The organism is Caballeronia sp. AZ1_KS37, from assembly GCF_023631165.1.
In the GTDB taxonomy this organism is placed as follows: Bacteria; Pseudomonadota; Gammaproteobacteria; order Burkholderiales; family Burkholderiaceae; genus Caballeronia; species Caballeronia zhejiangensis.
Genome location: NZ_JALQDP010000028.1, coordinates 56,162 through 75,184 on the forward strand (window position 1 = coordinate 56,162; position 19,023 = coordinate 75,184).

Consider the following 19,023-nt stretch of genomic DNA (forward strand, 5'->3'; position numbering starts at 1 on the left):
GGCGCGTTCGATGAGCCGTTCGTCGAGCTTATGGCGCGCGCGTGACAGCGTCGTTTCAGCCGCCGACCATGCTCGCGGCGATGTTGATCGAAAGCCCGAGCACCGCGAGATTGAAGAAGAACGACAGCACCGATTGCGCGAGCGCCGTGCGGCGCGCCGACGTCGATGCAAGCGCGATATCGGCGGTCTGCGACGCGACCGCGATCGTGAAGGAGAAGTAGAGGAAGTCCCAGTAACCCGGCTTCAGATGACGGTCGGGAAATCTCAGCGCGGTATCGTTGTCCGGCGACTGATAGTAGTGCCGCGCGTAGTGGAGCGTGAACATCGTCGGGATCAGGAACCATGCGCCGAGCATCGTCGCGCCGGTGAGCACGTAATGCAGCACCGCGCCGGCGCCCATGTGCTTCGCGGTCGACAGCTCGACGACGATCGCCACGATGCTCGCAATCGCCGCGACGCTCACGACCATCAGCACGGTCGCGGCGTTTTCGTCTTCGCGCTCGGCGAGTTCCTGCACGTCGCTCTGGCGCGCGGACGCCATCTTCACCCAGATGAGCGCGAGGTAGAGCCACACGGCCGAGTCCCAGCCGATCAGCGCGCGCGCCGTCGGCCGCACGTGCGCCGGAACCAAAGCGGCGGCGACGCAACCAACAGCCAGGCCGATCAGCGCGCGCGGCCGGTTGCGCAGTACGGGCGGGAAGATCGGCTTCATTTCGTTTTGTCCGCATGTGAGGCAGGCATCGCCCGACGCTGCGATTATTGCCCGATCGCCTTTCAACAAGCTGAGTGCCAGAGATGACGTCGTTTGCGATGCGAAGGGGAATCATGGCGGGCGCGTGCGCGCTGCTCGTGCCGGCGCGCGCTCAGGAACCGCCCGCGAGCGGAATCGGCGCGTTTCTCGCCGTGTCGATGAAACTCACCGGCCGCACGCACTTCGATCCGCTTCTCGCCGAACGCGTGCACGCGGCGCTTGCCCGGCACGATGCGGACTTCGCCGCGAAGATCGCCGCGCTCGACAAGTGGATCGCGACGCACGGCGGCACGCCCACCGACATCATCACCGCCGCGCTCGAAGCCACGCGTCCCGAGCTTGCGAAGACGGTCGGCAGCGTGATGCGCGCGTGGTATCTCGGCGTCGTCGGCGAGCCGCCGCATGTCGAAGTCGTTGCGTACGAACGCGCACTGATGTTCGATCCCGTCGGCGACATGCTCACGGTTCCCTCATACTGCCGCGGCGAGCCGGCCGACTGGGCGAAGAAGCCCTGAGCGCCGCGCATCGCCATTCAAGACAAGGGCACGCGCATGGCGGGTTCCACTTCGGCGGACGTCGTGGTCGTCGGCTCGGGCGTGGCGGGCAGTCTCGTCGCGTACCGGCTGGCGAAAGCGGGCGCGTCGGTGATTCTGCTCGAAGCCGGGCCGCGTCTTGCGCGCTGGCAGATCGTCGAGAACTTTCGCCGCGCCGCCGACAAGCGCGATCTCTGCGCGCCGTATCCGCTCGTGCGTCACGCGCCGCGCCCCGAGCCGATGAATCCCGGCGCCTATCTCGTCGATCGCGGCGCGACGCCGTACCAGCCGCAATATCTGCGGCTCGTCGGCGGGACGACGTGGCATTGGGCCGGCGCGGCGTGGCGCCTTTTGCCTTCTGACTTTCGCGTGAAAACGCTGTACGGCGTCGGGCGCGACTGGCCGTTTCCCTACGAGACGCTCGAACCGTGGTACGGGCAGGCCGAAGCCGATCTCGGCGTCGCGGGACCGGACATCGATCTCGGCTCGCCGCGCTCGACACCTTATCCGATGGACGCGCTGCCGCTCTCGTGGATGGACCGGCGCGTCGCCGAGGTGCTCGGCGCGCAGTCGTATCGCGTGGTGCCCGAGCCGATGGCGCGCAACAGCCGTCCGTACGACGCGCGCCCCGCGTGCTGCGGCAACAACAATTGCATGCCGATTTGTCCGATCGGCGCGCTGTATCACGCAGCGTCGCACGCCGACAAGGCCGAACGCGCGGGCGCGGCGCTCGTCGCGCAGGCGGTCGCGTATCGCATCGAGGCGAACGATCGCGGCGAGATCGTCGCGATCCATTGCAAGGACCCGAACGGCCTCTCGACGCGCGTGACCGGCAGGCGCTTCGTCATCGCGGCGAACGGCATCGAGACGCCCAAGCTGCTTCTGATGTCGACGTCCGCGCGGTTTCCGAAGGGCATCGGCAACGGCTCGGATCAGGTCGGGCGCAATCTGATGGATCATCCCGCCGCGAGCGTCAGCTTTCTCGCCAACGAGGCGCTGTGGCCGGGACGCGGGCCAGTGGAGATGTCGTCGATCGTCGATTTCCGCGACGGGCCGTTTCGCGCGCAGCAGGCGGCGAAGAAGCTGCATCTGTCGAACGCGGCGCCGACGCTCGCCGTCACCCGGAATCTGCTGGATAAAGGGCTGACCGGCGGCGAGCTCGACCGGCAGATCCGCGAGCAATGCGCGCGCAGGCTCACGTTCGGCAGCTTTCACGAGCAACTGCCGTCGAGCGAAAATCGCGTGATGCTGTCGGCGCAAAAGGACGCGCTCGGCTTGCCGCGCCCGGAAATCGCGTATTCGATCGACGATTACGTGCGCAAGAGCGCCGCCGACACGCACGCGCAGTTCGCGCGCATCGCCGGGATTTTCGAGGGCACGGAAATCGAGCACGACGATTCGCTCGGCGCGAGCAGCCACATCATGGGCACGGCGATCATGGGCCGCGATCCGAACGATTCCGTCGTCGATGACGAATGCCGCGCGCACGATCATCCGAACCTGTTCATCGCCGGGAGCGCGGTGATGCCCGCGGGCGGCTCCGTCAACTGCACGCTGACGATCGCGGCGTTGTCGCTGCGGCTCGCCGGCACGATCGAGGCGTCCCTGCGATGAAGGCGCGGCTCGCGTGCCTGATCGTTCTGCTGGCGTGCGCGTCCGGCGCCGCCCAAGCGCAAACCAGAGTCGAGCAAGGCGAATATCTCGTGCGCGCGGGCGGCTGCATGAGCTGCCATACCGCCCGCTCGGAATCCGCGCGGCCGTTCGCGGGCGGCAGGCCGATCCCGACGCCGTTCGGCGACGTGTTCGCGCCGAACATCACGAGCGATCGCGAAACGGGCATCGGCGCATGGACCGACGCGCAGTTCATCCGCGCGATGCGCGAGGGCATCGGCAGGAACGGCGAGCGGCTTTATCCCGCGTTTCCGTACACGTCGTACACGCTGCTTTCCGACGCCGATCTGCTCGCGATGCGCGCCTATCTCGCGACCGTGCCGCCCGTGCGGTCCGCGACGCCGCGCAACACGCTCGCGTTTCCGTTCGATCAGCGCTGGCTCATGGCGCTGTGGAATCTTCTCGAGTTTTCGCCGCGGCGCTTCGTGCCCGATCCGTCGAAGAGCGCGGAGTGGAATCGCGGCGCGTATCTCGTCGAAGGGCTCGGGCATTGCGGTGAGTGCCACACGCCGCGCAACCGCATCGGCGGGCTGATGGGGAGCAAGCGGCTTGCCGGGGCGACGGTCGCGGGATGGCAGGCGGGCAATCTGACGCCGGATCGCGTCGCGGGCATCGGCGCGTGGCGCGACGACGAACTGCTGCGCTTTCTGTCGACGGGCGCCGCGCCCGGCCGTGCCTATGCGCTCGGACCGATGGCCGAAGTCGTCGCGACTGGCACGCAGCATCTGACGCCCGCGGATCTGCGTTCGATGATCGTGTATCTGCGCGCCGTGCCGCCCGTCGCGGCGAAAGACGCGCGCGTGAGCGACCCGGCGCGGGCGGACACGACATCGATCGATTCGGAAGGCGCGCGTCTTTACGTCGCCGCGTGCGCCAGTTGCCATGGCGCGACAGGCGAGGGCAGCAAGCCGTTTCCGCCGCTCGCGCGTGATGGCGGCGCGGCGGCGGCGAGCAATCTGGTTCTCGTGATCCTGCGCGGCGTGAATCGCAAGACCCGCGATGCGCACGCGCTGATGCCCGCATTCGACGCGCAATTCACCGACGAGCAGATCGCCGTTCTGAGCAACTTCGTGACGCGTCAATTCGGCGATCCACGCGCGTCGATCGATGCGAAAGCCGTCGCGCGGCTTCGCGTCATCGGGCAATAACTGCGTTGCAAAAAGGTCGGGAACAGCACTTTTTACGTCGACCGGACGCGCCCCGGTAACGCCGCTGTAACGAGTGTGCGCGCGGCTTGCGTATTGCTTGCAAAAGCGATCCACCCCGCACACGGCGTCATTGACGAGCGCTATCATCGGCGCATGAATGGTCCTACCTATCCTATCGTCTGCAGGCATCCCGCCAATGATCTCGGCCGCGATTTCGTGGTCGGGGATCTGCACGGCTGCGTCGATGCGCTGCGTTATCTTCTGAACGAAATCGGTTTCGACGGCGCGCGGGACAGGCTGTTCTCCGTCGGCGATCTGGTCGATCGCGGCACGGATTCGCTCGCGGCCATCGATCTCATCGACAAGCCGTGGTTTTATCCCGTGCTCGGCAATCACGAGGATGCGCTGATCGCGGTCGCGACCGGCGCGATGCGCCGTCAGTCGTGGTACGCGATCGGCGGCGCGTGGGCTGAAACCGTCCCCGACGATCAGCTTGCCGCGCTCGCCGCGCGGCTCTCGACGCTGCCGCTCGTGCGGATCGTCGGCGAGGGCGAGCGGCGCTTCAACGTGCTGCACGCGGAGTTCTTCGGCAACGACGCCGAACTCGATGCCGGCGACTATCACGAAGACGTCCGCGGGCAGATCCTTTGGGGCCGCAGCCTTGCGCTCGGTCACGCGGACCCCGGGCTGCAATTCGGCCTGTCGCCCACTTACTGCGGCCATACGCCGACGCGCGCGGTGAAGCAGATCGGCTCGCAGATTTACATCGATACGTGCGCGTTCGCGCCCGAAGGCCGGCTCACGATCGTGCAGGCCGGCACCGACGAGCGCTGGTCCGTAAAAGAGCGCTGGGCGTCGTCCGAAGGCGCGCGCGAACTCGCGCTGCCGTGACTCCGGTGCAACGCGGCACGCACGTTGCTCGAATCTTCGCCATCGATAGAAGACCAATCAGGCGAGGCGCGCGGTGGCGAAAATCGGAACGAACAACGAGACAGGCGGCGGCGCCGGCGACCGCCTGACGGCCGACGTGCAGGGCTGCCCGGATGATTTGCCGCCCGGCCTGCGCTACGTGGACGATTCGCGGCGCGGCTATACGCGCGAATGGATCGACGGCGCGTTCGCGTACTTCAACACGCAGGGCAAGCGCATCGACGACGAAGCCGAGATTCGCCGCATCAACGCGCTCGCGATTCCGCCCGCTTACACCGATGTGTGGATTTGCCCCGACTCGCGCGGCCATCTCCAGGCGACCGGACGCGATGCGCGCGGTCGCAAGCAATATCGCTATCACCCGCAATGGCGCGAAACGCGCGACGCGAACAAGTACGAACGCATGCTCGCGTTTTCGGCGGTGCTGCCGAAACTGCGCTCGCGGGTTACGCGCGATCTGGCGCTCGACGGCATGCCGCGCGACAAGGTGCTCGCGACCGTGGTGCGTCTGCTCGATACGACGCTGATCCGCGTCGGCAGCGAGGAATACGCGCGCGAAAACCGCTCGTACGGCCTGACGACGTTGAGAAAGCGGCATCTGAAAGTGTCGGCGGGAACGTTGCGGTTCAAGTTTCGCGGCAAGAGCGGCATCGAGCACGATGTCGCCGTGAGCGACGCGCGGGTCGCGCGCATCGTCAAGCGCTGCATGGATCTGCCGGGGCAGGATCTCTTCCAGTATCTCGATGAGGACGGCGAGCGCCATTCGGTCTCTTCATCCGACATCAACGAATATCTGCGCGAGATCACCGGCGCGGATTTCACGGCGAAGGATTACCGGACGTGGGCGGGCAGCGTGTTCGCGCTCGCGGCGCTGAGAAAGCTGAAATGGGAGACGGTGACCGAGGCGCGCAAGCATGTCGTCGGCACGGTGAAGGAAGTCGCGCAACTGCTGCGCAATACGCCCGCCGTGTGCCGCAAATGCTATGTGCATCCGGCCGTGATCGAGGCGTTCGAAGCCGGCGAGCTCGCCGAATCGATGCCCGCGTCGCGCCGTCACGGTCTCAAGACCGATGAAGCCGCGCTCGCGATCTTCCTCGAAAAGGAAGCGAAACGCCGCACGCGCGAGGCGGCGCGCAAAAACCGCAAAGGCGCGACGCCAGGCGACGCGCGCCTGACCCGGCTGCTCGGCGAATCGAGCCGCAAGGCGCGCGCGGGTGCGCTGAAATCGAGCGGCAAGAACGCGGCGTCGCAGGCGCTCGAGCAGGTCGGCAAGAAAGCGGCGAGAAAGGCGGCGCGCCCGGCGTCGAAGAAGCTCTCGCGCACGCGCACCGAAACGGCTGTGGCGATCGGCTCGGGAAGGTGAAACGTTTGCCCGTTCAGCCGACCTGATTCAGCTCGAACACGTAGTCGATCGCCTCGCCGTTCCAGTTGTATTCGAGATACGCCGCGTGCCGGCAGTCGCGCAGCATCGTCGTGCGCAGGGCGGCGAGGCATTCGCCCTGCGGATCGCGCACCGAGGGATACACGATCCCCGGCGCACCGGCCGCCCGCACCGCGCGTCCGAGCGCCTTGCCCGGGCCGTAGTCGTCCGGCGCGAGGATGCGCGGATCGAGGCCCGTTCGCGCGATCGCGTCGCCGCGCAGATCGACGACATCGCCGTGCGCGCGCACTGTGTAGAGACGCATCTGCTGGCGCGTCGGCGCTTCGTTCGTCGCGGCGAGAAAAAGCCCGGAGTGATAGCGCGTTTCCGCGATCGCCGTCTGCCGCTCGCGGCCGCAGTAAAACACGCCGTAGCTGCCGTCCGAGAAGCGGCTGCCGCTCGGGTTCAGATGCGTGAACGCCGCCATGATCGGCCCGCAGCCCGGCCCGAAACAGCGCTCTTCCGCGGGCACGAGATCGAGTTCGCCGATTTCGGTGCGCAGGCGGTCGTTGGTCATCGCCTCCAGTGCGTAGAGCGCTTCGAAATCCTGCGGCGACGCCACGCGATCGAAGAGATTGACGGCAGGAAAGCGCGTGGGAATCACGCGATACGCCGGCGACCAGTCGAGCAGACTGTGCGGCCACTGTTCGCGCCAGTTCGGTGTGTCCTTGCTGAATGCAATTCCCATCACGCCCAGCCGCCCCGCATCGCGTCGAGATATTGGCGCACGGCAACGAGATCGCTGATATTGCCCGCCAGCAGCCGATCGAGCGCCGGACGCCCGCCGAACGGCGGCGCGGCATTGGGGCGGCGGATCCAGGTATCGGCGGCTTTCGGATCGGGGAGAAGGATTTGCAGCGCCTTGTAGATGCCGAGAATCAGCGAAAGGCGCTCGAGCGTGTCGCGAGCGAGGCGGGCGGATTCGGGGTCCTGCTTCCATTTGAAATAGGTGGAGCGCCCCGGCGAGCCGAGCAGCGTGATCTGCTCCTCGGCGGATAGCGCCCAGTCGCGGGCGATATTGAAGAAGGCGCGTAGACCGGCAGCGGATAGATCACCCGAATCCAGCGCCGGACGCGGCACCGGACGGCCGGCCGACGCATGTTCGGCGCGTGCGGCGTTGGGCATGTCGTTAAGTCTCCAAAGGAACTTTGCGATAATATTAGTCCACATTTGGATTAATGCAAGCCCGCTATGCGCTTTTTGACTCGAAGCGCCGGATCAGTCTTCGTCGTCGGTCGGGCCGTAGCGGCGGCCCGGTACGTGGGATTTGAGCGCATCGGCGATTTGCGACGGCGTGCAGTCGGCGGGAAAGACGCGTCGCTGCACGCGCTGGTCGGTCTTCGACGCCCATTCGACCATTCGGTAAGGCGCGCCCCACGGCGGCTCGACCGGCAGGGAAAGACGGCATTCGCGCAGGGTGAGCGCGTATTGTTTGCGCATCGTCGGAGCGAGATTGGCGAAGCTGCGGCGCGCGGCGGTGTTGGCTGGCATGGCACGTTCCTCACGGTGATGGCTCGGCCGTCCGGTGCGGACGGCGGCAACGGAGCCGGATCGCGAGACGAGTGTGTCGGCGCAGAATTAAGAGGGACTTAATCGCGCGCGACGCCGCATCGATGCGCGGCAAAACGCCGCTGCACGCCGCCGAAGGCCGATGCATGCGCCGGTCAAGAGGCGCTTCGGCATTTTCGCCACGACGCGCGCCGCCTGTTTGCCGCGGCGTCGGCTTACTGTATATTCGTACAGCTTGTCCGCAACAGGAGCTCGCCGATGAACCCACGCAACGATCCGCTCGAAGCCGCTGCGCTCGAACGTTTCATGCGCGCGACGCGCGCGGTCAACGCGGCGTTCGACGCCACGCGCGGCGAGCCGGATTTCGAGCGGGACGGGCGCTCCGTCGCGCGCTCGATCGAGCGTCTCGACGCCGCGTTGCTCGAGCTGGAAACATCCGAGCAGACGCTCGACGCCATCCTCTCGCGCAGAGCGGGCCACTAACCGTTGGAGCGAATCACTTGAAGCGCGTATTCCTGATCGTCGTTCTTCTGATCGGCTCGTCGTCGCTTTTTGCGGCCGAGCGCTACACGGAAGTCTGGAATCCTCCCGAAGCACAGTCCGTCAAGGGCAAGAGCAAGACGCACGCGGCGCCGCAGACGGCAGCCAAAAAGAAGCACAAGAGCGCCACGTCCGTGAAGCAGGTCGCCGATAAAGCCGCTATCGAACAGGCGCCGGTCACGCCGCGTTCGAAGGCATCGTCGCCGAAGCAGAGCGAGCCGGTCATCCCGCGCAAGATCGAGCCGAACGGCCAGGTGATGCGCGTCTAGACCGCGGCCGCAATCGACAAAAAGGGGCGTCCCGCCGGGAGCGCCCCTTTTTTCTTGCGCGGCCAACAGCAGCCGCGCGATGTCACAACCGACCCATCAGCAACAGAACGATCACTACGATCAGCACGACGCCGACGATCCCGCTCGGCCCGTAGCCCCAACTGCGGCTGTGCGGCCAGGAAGGAATGGCGCCGATCAAGAGCAGGATCAGGATGATCAGCAGTATGGTTCCGATCGTCATTTCGACTTCTCCTTATTCAAATGATCGCGTGACGGATCGGCGTCCGGCGCAGCCTCCCAACTGTCATCGACAGTCATGCGCCGAAGGAGCGGCGGTTCGTGGCCGCCGGCACGATCAGTCTTGCGATCGACGACTGCATACGAGCAATGGCCGTGCCAGTAGCGACGAAAGCCCGCGGCATCAGGCATTGCGGGCAGTGAGCGAATGTGCGCCAGCGCAGACGAATGTCGAAAAGGAGAGGCGAAACGAGGCGGGACGGGCAAAACTTGCACGGCGCGCGAAAGCCTTCGCGCGCCGCTTTTTACGCAAGCGATCCGCTCAGAATAGGCCGCGGAACGCCCAGAACAGCAGGCCCGCGAGCGCGATCGAAACCGGCAGCGTCAGGATCCACGCGAGCGCGAGGCTGCGCACGGTGCGCCATTGCAGGCCGGAGCCGTTCGCGGCCATCGTGCCCGCGACGCCCGACGACAGCACGTGCGTCGTGCTGACGGGCAAGCCGTAGACATCGGCGGCGCCGATGGTCAGCATCGCGACGAGTTCCGCCGACGCGCCTTGTCCGTACGTCAGATGCGTCTTGCCGATGCGCTCGCCGACCGTCACGACGATCCGCTTCCACCCGACCATCGTGCCCAATCCGAGCGCGACGGCGACGGCGACCTTCACCCACGTCGGGATGAACTTCGTCGCGTGGTCGAGCTGCTTCTTGTAGTTGCCGAGCACGGCGTCGTCGTCCTTGGAAAAGGCGGGCGCTTTCTGCTTCTCCATGATGCGCAGCGCCTCCGACGCGATGTACATCTCGTTGCGCACGTTGCGGACGTTGCCCTGCGGCACTTCGGCCATCGTGTGGCTCGGGCGGATCTGCGCTTCGATCGAGTCGACGACGCGCTTCAGCGACGCGATCGTGTCCGGCGCGAGCGTCTTCGTCTGCACGTATTTCTCGACCTGCGCGCGCGCGTCGGCGGCGGGCGGAGCGCCGTTGCTGTAGCGCTGCAATACGTCCGATGCGCTGCGGCTCACCGCGACGAACGTCTGCGTTTCGCTCGCCGTCACGGCCTTGTTCAGCGCGTAGGCGGTCGGCACGGTGCCGATCAGGATCAGCATGATGAGGCCCATGCCTTTCTGGCCATCGTTCGAGCCGTGCGCGAACGACACGCCCGTGCATGTCAGGATCAGCAGACAGCGGATCCAGAACGGCGGCGGCGTGTTCTTCTCCGGCTCTTTGTAGAGCGCGGGCACGCGCACGACGAGCTTCAGCACGTAAAGCAGAAAACCCGCGAGGATGAAGCCGACGAGCGGCGAAAACAGCAGCGACTTGCCGACGGACATCGCCTGGCTCCAGTCGACGCCCGACGTGCCGTTCGTGCCGTGCAACATCTGGTTCATGAGGCCGACGCCGATCACCGAGCCGATCAGCGTATGCGAACTCGACGACGGCAGGCCGAGCGCCCAGGTGCCGAGATTCCAGATGATCGCCGCGATGAGGAGCGCGAAGACCATCGCGAAGCCCTGCGAACTGCCGACGCCGATGATCAGTTCCACCGGCAGCAATTGCAGGATGCCGAACGCGACCGCGCCGCTCGAAATCAACACGCCGATGAAATTCCATGCTCCCGACCAGACTACCGCTAAGTTTGGCGTCAACGAGTGCGTGTAAATTACAGTGGCGACAGCATTCGCCGTGTCATGAAAACCGTTGACGAATTCGAAGCCGAGCGCAATCAGGAGCGCGACGCCGAGCAGAATGTATGGAAACGCCGACGATTCGCGCACCGGCGCGAGATCTTCGAGCAGATGCAGGACGCAGTACACCGCGCCCGCGCCGATGGCGAGCAGAAAGAGCAGTAGCGCGAGGCGTTGTCCGAGCGTGCGGCCCGTCTGGGATTGAGGAAAGGCAATCTGGTTCATGAACGCGTCCTTGGGGCTGGTCCTGCGCGAGGTCGTATCGGAAAGGTGAAAAAGCAGACGAGAAGCGTTTCAGAAGCTCAAATGGGCATGTTTCCCGGCGCGTGTGTCGATTTCATGAATCGGGAAACGGCAGCCATTTCGTATGAATTGACGGGCGGCGTCAGATCGCCCGGGGAGACTTCATGACGATGTGGATCGAGGTGACGCTGCACGCGCATCGATCGGACGATGGAGCCGAGGACGCGCTGCATCGCGTGGCCGCAATCGCGGGCGCGGAACCCGTCCGGACGCGCTTCACGACGCGCGAGATTCCGCTGAAAACGCCGCGATGGCGGTTGTCGATCGAAACGCTCGAGGGCGCGCGCACGCTGTGCGCCGTGCAAAAAGAGAGCGTGCCGATGCCCGGCTTCACGCGCTATCGGACTTTCGCGCGGCCCGCGGGTGAGGATCTGGCGGCGTCGCTGGTCGAATTCGCGCATGCCGACGACGCGCTCGCCGAGCCGCTCGCGAACGCGCATCGGGATATGGCGGCGGACTCGGAAGCCGGGCGCGAGATCGAACGCATCGAATGGCGCGTCGATGCCGGCGGCGCGGACATTCTCGCGTCGCTCGAAACTTCGGAAGGGGAACCGCCGATCTTGCGGCTCGCGGCGCCCGCGGTGAACGGCGCGCTGGACGCCGCCTTCGGGCTCGCGGGCGAGGTGATCGACGCCGCGCCGTTTTTCATCGCGCCGGACGACGAGCACGCATCGCAAGCGGAACCTGTGCATGCCGCGAAACTCGACCTGCCGCGCACGGCGACGCGCCGCGAAGCGTTCGTCGCCATCGCGGCGTCGGTGGCGGGGCAGTGGTTCGGCAACGCGGCCGCGTCGCGCGCGGGTCTGGGCGACGAGCACGTGCATCAGTTGCGCGTCGCGCAGCGTCGGCTGAAGACGCTGCTGAAGCTCTTTCGCGACGATATCGACGACACGTGGAATGCGCGCATCGCGCCCGATCTGAAGTGGTTCGGCGACCTGCTCGCCGATGCACGCGACTGGGACGTCTTCACCGACAGGACGCTGCCTGCCTACGCCGAATCGGACGACGACGCCGCGCGCTGGCAGCCGGTCATCGCCGCTGCGGACGTGAAGCGCCGCGTCGCGCGCGACAAGGTGCACGACGCGCTGGCGTCGAAGCGCCATGCACGCCTGATGCTCGCGTTCGTCGAATGGCTCGCGCGGTTCTCATCGCAGGAAGACGAGTCGCCGATGCGCTTTGTCAGCTTTGCCGAAAAACGCATCCGCAAGGACTACCGGCGTATCGCGCGCGCGCCCGATCTCGCGTCGCTCGAAGCGCATGAGCGGCATCGCGTCCGCATCCATGCCAAGCGCCTGCGATATGCGCTCGAATTCTTCCGCTCGGTGACGTCGCGGAGAACGCGTACCGACACGGCGAAGCTGCTCGGCGAATTGCAGACGGTGCTCGGCGAAGCAAACGATGCAGCCGTCGCCGCCGATCGGCTCGCGGCGCTCCCCGAAGCCACCGATTATCAGCGCGGTTTCGCGCGGGCCTGGGGTGCGGCGTCGGCGCGCAAGGACGCGCGCGAAGGCGAGCGGCTGCTGCGTTCGATGCACCGTCCGCGTGTGAAGGCATCGATATAATCCGTCCCATTGTTTCAGCACGATCACAGAGGCTAGAGATGAGTAAAACAGCACCGTCGAAGGTGCGCGATCCGCTGGAACTCGGTGGCTCCGTATGGCTGCGCAGCGGCACGGAGACGCTCGGGGGCGCGGCGCGCATTGCGCTTCTGGCCGCGATCCGCGACACGGGATCGATCACCGCCGCGGCGAAGGCCGTGGGCATGAGCTACAAGGGCGCGTGGGACGCCGTCGACACCATGAACAACCTTGCCGGCGAACCGCTCGTGACCAGCGCGGCGGGCGGCAAGGGCGGCGGCGGCACAACGCTCACGCCGTCAGCGTTGCGTCTCATCGACACGTATCACGCGATCGAACGCGAGCATCGGAAATTTCTGGAACGGGCGGGCGCGGCCATCGAAGGCTTCGCCCACGATTGGGAACTGATCGGAAGATTGGGAATGAAAACAAGCGCACGCAACCAACTGGCCGGCAAGGTGACGAAGGTCACGCGTGGAGCGGTGAACGACGAAATCGAACTCGGCTTGCCCGGCGGGCAGACGATCGTCGCGGTCGTCACGCACGAGAGCACGCAGGCGCTGGGCCTGAAGGAAGGCAGCGATGCGTTCGCGCTTATCAAGGCGTCGTGGGTCATGCTGATGGAAGACACCGGCGCAAAGCTGTCGGCGCGCAACCAGTTGCGTGGCACGGTTGCCAGTCTGACGAAGGGCGCGGTGAACGCGGAGGTTTCGCTGTCGCTCGACGGCGGCACGACCATCACCGCGATCATCACGAACCAGAGCGCGGACACGCTCGGCCTGACGCAAGGTCAGAAGGCCGTTGCGGTGATCAAGGCGTCGAGCGTGATTATCGGCGTGAACGATTAAGGCATCATGCAGTGAACGCAGCGGCCGCGTCAGGCGGCCGCGCGGTCGTCCTGCGGCAGTTCAGTGCGGCGTTCCGGCGCGCGAAATTTCTTCGACTTCCAGCTTGCCCGCACATACGGACGCTCATGGCCCGACAGCCCGAGCGCGATTTCCGTGATCCATTGCTGCGTCGGCACGGGCACGCCGTGCAGCGCCACGACGACCGCCGCGAGACTCGCGGCGACGGGCGCCGGCGCGAGCCTGCCGGACTCGGCGCGCCACGTGAACCACACGAACGCGAGCGCGACGACCGCGCCGAGCGCGCAACCAGCGACCACTTCCGATACCGAATGCGCGTCGAGCACGACGCGCGACACGCCCACCCATACGCCCAGCAACAGACCGAGCGCGACGCCGATGGCGCGCCACGCGCCGCGCGCCGGCAACAGCGCGACGAAAATCGCGACGGGCAGCACCGCTGTGGACATCAGCGCATGTCCGCTGACGCCGGTGAAGTCGAGATGGCGCACGCCGATACCCCAGCCGATAAACGCGATCTTGCTCAACGCGACGAGGCCGCTCGCCGCGCCGAGCAGTGCGAGCCACGCGACAGAATATTTCCATCGATAGCCGACGGCGAGCCATGCGGCGACGATGAGGGCCACCGGCCCCATCACGCCGACGCTGCCGAGCGCGGTCACGGAGATCCAGGCGGAAACGGGTAGGTCTACGGTCATTGGTTTCTGGGAATAAGGGTTGCTGCAGTGCGGCAGCGGCGAGGGGGCCGTTCTGCCGGCGGCTGGCGCTTCGACACGCTGCCGCAAATTCGCTCCAGTATAACGCTTGGGAACATACTGAATTATCCGACATTGCTTAACGCGAGTTGACGGTTACATCGCGTAACTATCGTCTAATTTTGGCTATCTTCGCGATTTGCTGTTAATTCATCCCGAGATCTGTGCGCTCAAGGCAGGTTATCCAGCCGTTTTAATGTTATTGTGCAATGCACAACACAGCGCGCGTTTTCGTCGCGCCATCCCATTGCATGAAGTGGAGGACCCAGCCGAAATGTCCAAAAGCCTTACCAAGCTCTGGTTGCGCGGCTTGAGACGCCTGGTCGCCGGCCAAGTCGAAGCGATCCGCACACCCAAGCCCCGTGCGGCGGCCAAGCCCGCGCGCGCGAAAACCGTCAAGTCGAAACTGAAATCGGGGGCGTCTGCGAAGGCGGCAACAGCGCCCCGCGCCAGCGCGCGTCCCGTGCCGCGCGAATCGCGTGTGCGTCCGCGCGCGTCGGCGTGGGCGCGCGGGAAGTGGGCGCGCTCGTATCATTCGGCCCCGCCGACGAGCGGCCGCTTCGTCAATCACATGTCCTACGCGCTCTATCTGCCGCCGAAAGCCGGGTCCGAGCCGGTTCCGCTCGTGGTCATGCTGCACGGTTGCAAGCAGAACGCCGACGAATTCGCGCAAGGCACGCGCATCAATCTGCTTGCCGATCGATACGGATTCGCGGTGCTGTATCCGGAGCAATCGAAGCACGATCACGCGCATCGCTGTTGGCGCTGGTATGACGATTCCGGTAGCGCCGGCGGTGGCGAAGCTGCGTCCGTCGTCTCGCTGGTGAACGCGATGGTCGAGCAGCACGATCTGGATCCGGAGCGCGTCTATCTTGCGGGCATGTCCGCCGGTGCGGGACTCGCGGCGCTGCTCGCCGTGCGTTATCCGCACGTGTTCGCGGCCGTCGGCCTGCACTCGGGCGTGGTGTTCGGCGAGGCGCGTTCGGCCATCGGCGCGATGGACGTCATGCGCCGCGGCGCGCGCAGCGATCCCGTCACGCTCATCGACGCGGCTGTCGACGTTCGCGATTATCCGGGCATGCCGGCGATCATCGTGCACGGAGAACTGGATTCGGTGGTCGCGGCCGCGAACGCGGAGCAGCTCGCCAAGCAGTTTCTGCGGCTGAACGGCTTCATCGACGCGGCAGGCAATCGCCGCGCGGGCGAGGCGCGCGAGGAAGCGCATCCGGATGGTGTCGTGACGGACTATTTCAAGAACGGCCGACGTGTGGTGAAGACGTCGATCGTGCGCGGCCTGGGCCATTCATGGGCCGGCGGCGACGATACCGTCGCTTTCCACTCGTCCAAAGGACCAGATTCTTCAGCGGTGATGTGGGAGTTTTTCAAGCATCAGCGGCGTCCGAGCGAGGCCGCGCGCGATGCGTACGTCGCCTGACGCCCGGCGCGCCGTGTTGCAGGTGTTGCAATTTAGTCTTTAGTATCAGCGTTCTAGCGATTAGGGCTGGCGTTGGATCAGGGATTACCCTATAATCCGCTTCATAGGTAGTAACCCCAGTATTCAAGCGAGGCCCACCATGTTCCTGCTCAGCCGCATTTTCCTGTTCCTGACCAAATCCGCCGATGAACGCGATCGCGCGCGCGACGACGCTTATCTCGCCGAAGCCACGGACATCTACGATCTCGAATATCGTATGAAGAAGCTGGATCAGCGTGCTACGGCGCGTCACCCGGCGTGGATGTCCAACTAAGCTCTGCCTTCGACGGTTCTGGAACATGCCGGCCTTTTAGGCCGGCATTTTTGTTTCCGCTCGCGTCGTCTCAGACGAGCTTCACGCGCACATCCACGTTGTTGCGTGTCGCGTTCGAGTACGGGCAAACCTTGTGTGCTGCATCGACCAATGCCTGAGCGTCGGGCGCGTCGAGGCCCGGCAGCGACACGCGCAGCTCGATATCGAGCTTGAATCCGCCTGCATCGTTGGGACCGACGCCCACGTCCGCCGTTACGCTTGTATCGGCCGGCACTGCGCGCTTTTGCTGACCCGCGACGAACTTCATCGCTGAGAGAAAGCAGGCGGAATAGCCCGCAGCGAACAATTGCTCGGGATTCGTACCCGGTGCGCCCGTTCCGCCCAGTTCCTTCGGCGCGCTCAACTTCACATTCAATTGCTCGTCCGAGGAAATGGCGCGGCCATCGCGTCCACCGGTGCTGGTTGCCGTCGCCTTGTACAGGATGCTCATCGTTTCTCTCCTTATGTTTCGGTAGTCAGATCAATGTTGCGTTCACCACGGCGCAAATATATCGCGCTATTAATTAGTGTGCAAATTAATATTCGACGATGGGGCCGATAGCGTGTTGCTATCGGTTCGGATCAGTCGTCGATGTACTCGCCGAGGGAGGCGCGCAGCCGCACCAGATCGTTGCGCAGACGCAGCATCGCGTCGATGTCCGAACCGGAGGCGCAGTAGATTTCGCTGGGAATCGCGCGGGCGGCTTGTTTCAGCGCGGCGCCGGCGTCGGTCAGTCGGATGTGAACCTGGCGCTCGTCTTCCACGCCGCGCACGCGCTCGACATAGCCCTGCGCTTCGAGACGCTTGAGAAGCGGTGTCATCGTCGCGGAATCGAGCGAGAGACGCGCGGCGATTTCCTTGACCGTGAGGTCGTCGGATTCCCAAAGCACGAGCATCGCCAGGTATTGCGGATACGTCAGCCCGAGCTTCTCCAGCAGCGGCTTGTACGCCTTCGTCATCGCGAGCGAAGTCGAATAGAGCGCGAAGCACAACTGCTGATCGAGTTCGAGCGGAAACTCAGGCAAAGCGTTTGACGAGGTCATGACAGAGGCGCGGCGAAAGGCCGGGATGGCCGATCTCGCTAGTGTACGTGCAATGCTTCGCGCACGAATCATCGCCGCGCCCGTTCGAAGAGCGCGGCATCCGGTCAAGCCTTGGGCGTGCCCGGTGCGTCGGGAATGTCCGGCGAATCGGGGGACTGCACGCCGAAACAGCCGCGATAAGTCGCGTAAAACGAGCAATACAGCGCGGTCGTGACGATGATCGATGCCGGCATCAGCACCGCGAGCGCCATTTCCTGTCCCACGCCGAGCGCCTGCATCAGCGTGGTCAGGCCGAACGAGACCGCGAGCGCGATCACGATCCACAGCACGCCGTAAAAAATGAACGCGCCGCGATTGCGCCAGCACGAGACGAGGCTGAAGAACAGCGCCTTCGCGGGCGGCACGTCGTGCCACGCGACGAGGATCGGCGCGAACCAGAACAGCATCGCGATCGGGACATAGCACGCCATCGCGACGAGCACCGCGAGCGGACTGAAGCTCGCGGCAACCGTTTCCGGATCGCCGCTCGGGCCGTCGCCCATCATGATGCTGAGCAGCGTGCCGCCATCCACGAGCGCCGACGCCATGAAGATGACCATCATCGCGACGATGTACAGCGCGCCCAGCGCGAGCAGCCTGCGCGCGACGACGCTGCCGTACGAGCGGAATCCGTCGACGAGAATGGTCGGCCAGACGGGCTTGCCCGCGATCGTGTTGCGGCACGCCGCCATGAAGCCGACCGCGACCCCCGGAATGAACAGCAGCGGCAGCAACGGGCCGACGAGCGGCACACGGGAGATCAGCGTCATCACGAACAGATACGCGAAGAACACCGTGAGGAAGGCAAACGGGTTGCGGCGGAACAGCCAGATGCCCTGACGGAACCACACGTAGCCGGTCTTGGCCGGAACTTCGATCAGTCGCATGTTGCTGGTTATCGATTGGCGGGAGAAGCGGCTTTGACGCGTTCGCGCAGAATGCGTTCGAAATGGCCGGGATCGTGCGCTTTGAGCATTTGCGCTTCGCGCGGGCGATGAAAGTCGAAAAGGCGCGAGACCCAGAAGCGCATCGCGCCGGCGCGCAGCATGTCGTTCCAGTGACGCTCTTCGGCGGGCGTGAACGGACGCACCGTCTGATAGGCGCGCAGCATCGCATCGACGCGCGCGGGATCGAGCACGCCGGTGGCGAGATCGATGCACCAGTCGTTGACCGTTACGGCGACATCGAACAGCCACTTGTCGACGCCCGCGAAGTAGAAGTCGAAGAAACCGCCGAGGCGCGCGTGCTCGCGGCCGTGCGCGAACAGCACGTTGTCGCGGAACAGGTCGCAATGGCACGGGCCTTCCGGCAGCGACGCGTAATCCGCCGAGCCGAAAAATTCAGCCTGATGCGCGAGTTCGTCTTCGAACAATGCCCGCTGCTCGCCGCTTAAAAATTCGGCGATCGACGGCGCCTTCTGCTGCCACCATGAAAGGCTGCGCAGATTCGGCTGATGCTGCGCAAAGTCGCGCCCCGCGAGATGCATGCGCGCGAGCATCTGCCCCACTTCGATGCAATGCGCGGACGTCGGCACGAGTTCGGGCGCGCCTTCGAGCTTCGTCACGATCGACGCGGGCTTGCCATGCAGCATGCCGAAGAGCGAGCCGTCGCGGCGCGGCATCGGATCGGGCACGGGCACGCGATGCGAAGCCAGATGGCGCATCAGATCGAGATAGAACGGCAGTTGCGTTGCCGTGAGATTCTCGAAGATCGTGAGCACGTACTCGCCGTGCGTCGTCGTGAGAAAGAAATTGCTGTTCTCGATGCCCGACTGGATGCCGCGAAATTCGACGACATCGCCGAGATCGTAGTCTTGCAGCCAGTCGCCGAGGTCGGCGTTGGTGACGGGAGTGAAGACGGCCATGCGGGAAACGTCGGTCAGGTTGGACGGCCAGGAAGAGGCCGGTGAACGGTGGCGCCGGGCATGCAGCCACGGTGCCGCGACCCGCCCGGAAAGAGC

22 protein-coding genes are annotated in these 19,023 nt (G+C 65.3%); 11 read left to right on the forward strand and 11 right to left on the reverse strand.

The annotated features are described in order from the left end of the window. Positions 1 to 55: 55 nt before the first annotated feature. Complete coding sequence (locus NCS00_RS14855; RefSeq protein WP_008354009.1) at positions 56 to 712, reverse strand: DUF1345 domain-containing protein; 657 nt, start codon at positions 710 to 712, stop codon at positions 56 to 58. A 98-nt stretch (positions 713 to 810) separates the two neighbouring features. Here NCS00_RS14855 and NCS00_RS14860 point away from each other — a divergent pair, with 98 nt between their 5' ends. The 5 genes from NCS00_RS14860 (at position 811) to NCS00_RS14880 (ending at position 6,396) form a co-directional block, all read left to right on the forward strand. Next, positions 811 to 1,266 (forward strand): sugar dehydrogenase complex small subunit, encoded by a 456-nt coding sequence (locus NCS00_RS14860; protein WP_250440385.1) that lies wholly within the window; start codon positions 811 to 813, stop codon positions 1,264 to 1,266. Between the two features lie 36 nt (positions 1,267 to 1,302). Further along, the gene (locus NCS00_RS14865; protein ID WP_250440388.1) at positions 1,303 to 2,898 is read left to right on the forward strand and encodes a GMC family oxidoreductase; all 1,596 of its coding nucleotides are present in this window, start codon (positions 1,303 to 1,305) and stop codon (positions 2,896 to 2,898) included. After that, positions 2,895 to 4,103: a cytochrome c gene (locus tag NCS00_RS14870; RefSeq protein ID WP_250440390.1), complete on the forward strand. Its 1,209-nt coding sequence runs from the start codon at positions 2,895 to 2,897 to the stop codon at positions 4,101 to 4,103. Before NCS00_RS14865 ends, NCS00_RS14870 begins: the two co-directional genes overlap by 4 nt. A gap of 153 nt (positions 4,104 to 4,256) precedes the next feature. Further along, on the forward strand, positions 4,257 to 4,994 hold the full coding sequence (locus NCS00_RS14875; RefSeq protein ID WP_250440391.1) for a metallophosphoesterase: 738 nt from the start codon (positions 4,257 to 4,259) through the stop codon (positions 4,992 to 4,994). Between the two features lie 73 nt (positions 4,995 to 5,067). Further along, a complete protein-coding gene (locus NCS00_RS14880; protein ID WP_250440393.1) occupies positions 5,068 to 6,396 on the forward strand; it encodes a DNA topoisomerase IB in 1,329 nt (442 codons plus the stop codon). A 13-nt stretch (positions 6,397 to 6,409) separates the two neighbouring features. Here NCS00_RS14880 and NCS00_RS14885 read toward each other — a convergent pair whose 3' ends face one another. The 3 genes from NCS00_RS14885 to NCS00_RS14895 all read right to left on the reverse strand — a co-directional run bounded on the left by NCS00_RS14885 (position 6,410) and on the right by NCS00_RS14895 (position 7,944). After that, a complete protein-coding gene (locus tag NCS00_RS14885; protein WP_250440395.1) occupies positions 6,410 to 7,141 on the reverse strand; it encodes an RES family NAD+ phosphorylase in 732 nt (243 codons plus the stop codon). Further along, positions 7,141 to 7,578, reverse strand: coding sequence for an MbcA/ParS/Xre antitoxin family protein (locus NCS00_RS14890; protein WP_008353999.1), 438 nt, complete (start codon positions 7,576 to 7,578; stop codon positions 7,141 to 7,143). The genes NCS00_RS14885 and NCS00_RS14890 overlap by 1 nt, the downstream gene beginning before the upstream one ends. A 93-nt stretch (positions 7,579 to 7,671) precedes the next feature. Further along, entirely contained in the window at positions 7,672 to 7,944 is a 273-nt protein-coding gene (locus NCS00_RS14895; protein ID WP_008353997.1) for a DUF2866 domain-containing protein, read from the reverse strand. 276 nt (positions 7,945 to 8,220) lie between these two features. On the opposite strand from NCS00_RS14895, the gene NCS00_RS14900 reads away from it, so the two are divergent. Both NCS00_RS14900 and NCS00_RS14905 read left to right on the forward strand, forming a co-directional pair. After that, complete coding sequence (locus tag NCS00_RS14900) at positions 8,221 to 8,445, forward strand: hypothetical protein (RefSeq protein WP_008353996.1); 225 nt, start codon at positions 8,221 to 8,223, stop codon at positions 8,443 to 8,445. 17 nt (positions 8,446 to 8,462) lie between these two features. Further along, positions 8,463 to 8,771 carry a hypothetical protein gene (locus NCS00_RS14905; protein WP_008353995.1) on the forward strand — a complete coding sequence of 103 codons (309 nt, stop codon included), beginning with the start codon at positions 8,463 to 8,465 and terminating at the stop codon, positions 8,769 to 8,771. Positions 8,772 to 8,853: 82 nt separating this feature from the next. Here the strand turns inward: NCS00_RS14905 and NCS00_RS14910 are convergent, their stop codons facing one another. Both NCS00_RS14910 and NCS00_RS14915 read right to left on the reverse strand, forming a co-directional pair. Next, on the reverse strand, positions 8,854 to 9,012 hold the full coding sequence (locus NCS00_RS14910) for a DUF3309 family protein (RefSeq protein ID WP_008353994.1): 159 nt from the start codon (positions 9,010 to 9,012) through the stop codon (positions 8,854 to 8,856). A gap of 318 nt (positions 9,013 to 9,330) precedes the next feature. Continuing rightward, the gene (locus tag NCS00_RS14915) at positions 9,331 to 10,917 is read right to left on the reverse strand and encodes an inorganic phosphate transporter (protein ID WP_250440397.1); all 1,587 of its coding nucleotides are present in this window, start codon (positions 10,915 to 10,917) and stop codon (positions 9,331 to 9,333) included. Between the two features lie 182 nt (positions 10,918 to 11,099). Here NCS00_RS14915 and NCS00_RS14920 point away from each other — a divergent pair, with 182 nt between their 5' ends. Continuing rightward, a complete protein-coding gene (locus NCS00_RS14920) occupies positions 11,100 to 12,557 on the forward strand; it encodes a CHAD domain-containing protein (protein WP_250440399.1) in 1,458 nt (485 codons plus the stop codon). Positions 12,558 to 12,595: 38 nt separating this feature from the next. Then, the gene (locus NCS00_RS14925) at positions 12,596 to 13,420 is read left to right on the forward strand and encodes a TOBE domain-containing protein (protein ID WP_034471893.1); all 825 of its coding nucleotides are present in this window, start codon (positions 12,596 to 12,598) and stop codon (positions 13,418 to 13,420) included. 29 nt (positions 13,421 to 13,449) lie between these two features. Here NCS00_RS14925 and NCS00_RS14930 read toward each other — a convergent pair whose 3' ends face one another. After that, positions 13,450 to 14,136, reverse strand: coding sequence for a phosphatase PAP2 family protein (locus NCS00_RS14930; RefSeq protein ID WP_175982511.1), 687 nt, complete (start codon positions 14,134 to 14,136; stop codon positions 13,450 to 13,452). A gap of 331 nt (positions 14,137 to 14,467) precedes the next feature. Here NCS00_RS14930 and NCS00_RS14935 point away from each other — a divergent pair, with 331 nt between their 5' ends. Together NCS00_RS14935 and NCS00_RS14940 are read left to right on the forward strand one after the other, a co-directional pair. Next, positions 14,468 to 15,628, forward strand: coding sequence for an extracellular catalytic domain type 1 short-chain-length polyhydroxyalkanoate depolymerase (locus NCS00_RS14935; protein WP_008353987.1), 1,161 nt, complete (start codon positions 14,468 to 14,470; stop codon positions 15,626 to 15,628). Between the two features lie 139 nt (positions 15,629 to 15,767). After that, entirely contained in the window at positions 15,768 to 15,941 is a 174-nt protein-coding gene (locus NCS00_RS14940) for a DUF3563 family protein (RefSeq protein WP_008353986.1), read from the forward strand. Positions 15,942 to 16,011: 70 nt separating this feature from the next. Here the strand turns inward: NCS00_RS14940 and NCS00_RS14945 are convergent, their stop codons facing one another. From NCS00_RS14945 to NCS00_RS14960, 4 genes are all read right to left on the reverse strand, one after another. Continuing rightward, positions 16,012 to 16,431: an organic hydroperoxide resistance protein gene (locus tag NCS00_RS14945; protein WP_175982510.1), complete on the reverse strand. Its 420-nt coding sequence runs from the start codon at positions 16,429 to 16,431 to the stop codon at positions 16,012 to 16,014. 131 nt (positions 16,432 to 16,562) lie between these two features. Next, complete coding sequence (locus tag NCS00_RS14950) at positions 16,563 to 17,024, reverse strand: MarR family winged helix-turn-helix transcriptional regulator (RefSeq protein ID WP_033536081.1); 462 nt, start codon at positions 17,022 to 17,024, stop codon at positions 16,563 to 16,565. Positions 17,025 to 17,128: 104 nt separating this feature from the next. After that, positions 17,129 to 17,950 (reverse strand): BPSS1780 family membrane protein, encoded by an 822-nt coding sequence (locus NCS00_RS14955; protein ID WP_008353981.1) that lies wholly within the window; start codon positions 17,948 to 17,950, stop codon positions 17,129 to 17,131. An 8-nt stretch (positions 17,951 to 17,958) separates the two neighbouring features. Beyond that, entirely contained in the window at positions 17,959 to 18,927 is a 969-nt protein-coding gene (locus NCS00_RS14960; protein ID WP_250440401.1) for a homoserine kinase, read from the reverse strand. Positions 18,928 to 19,023: the final 96 nt, after the last annotated feature.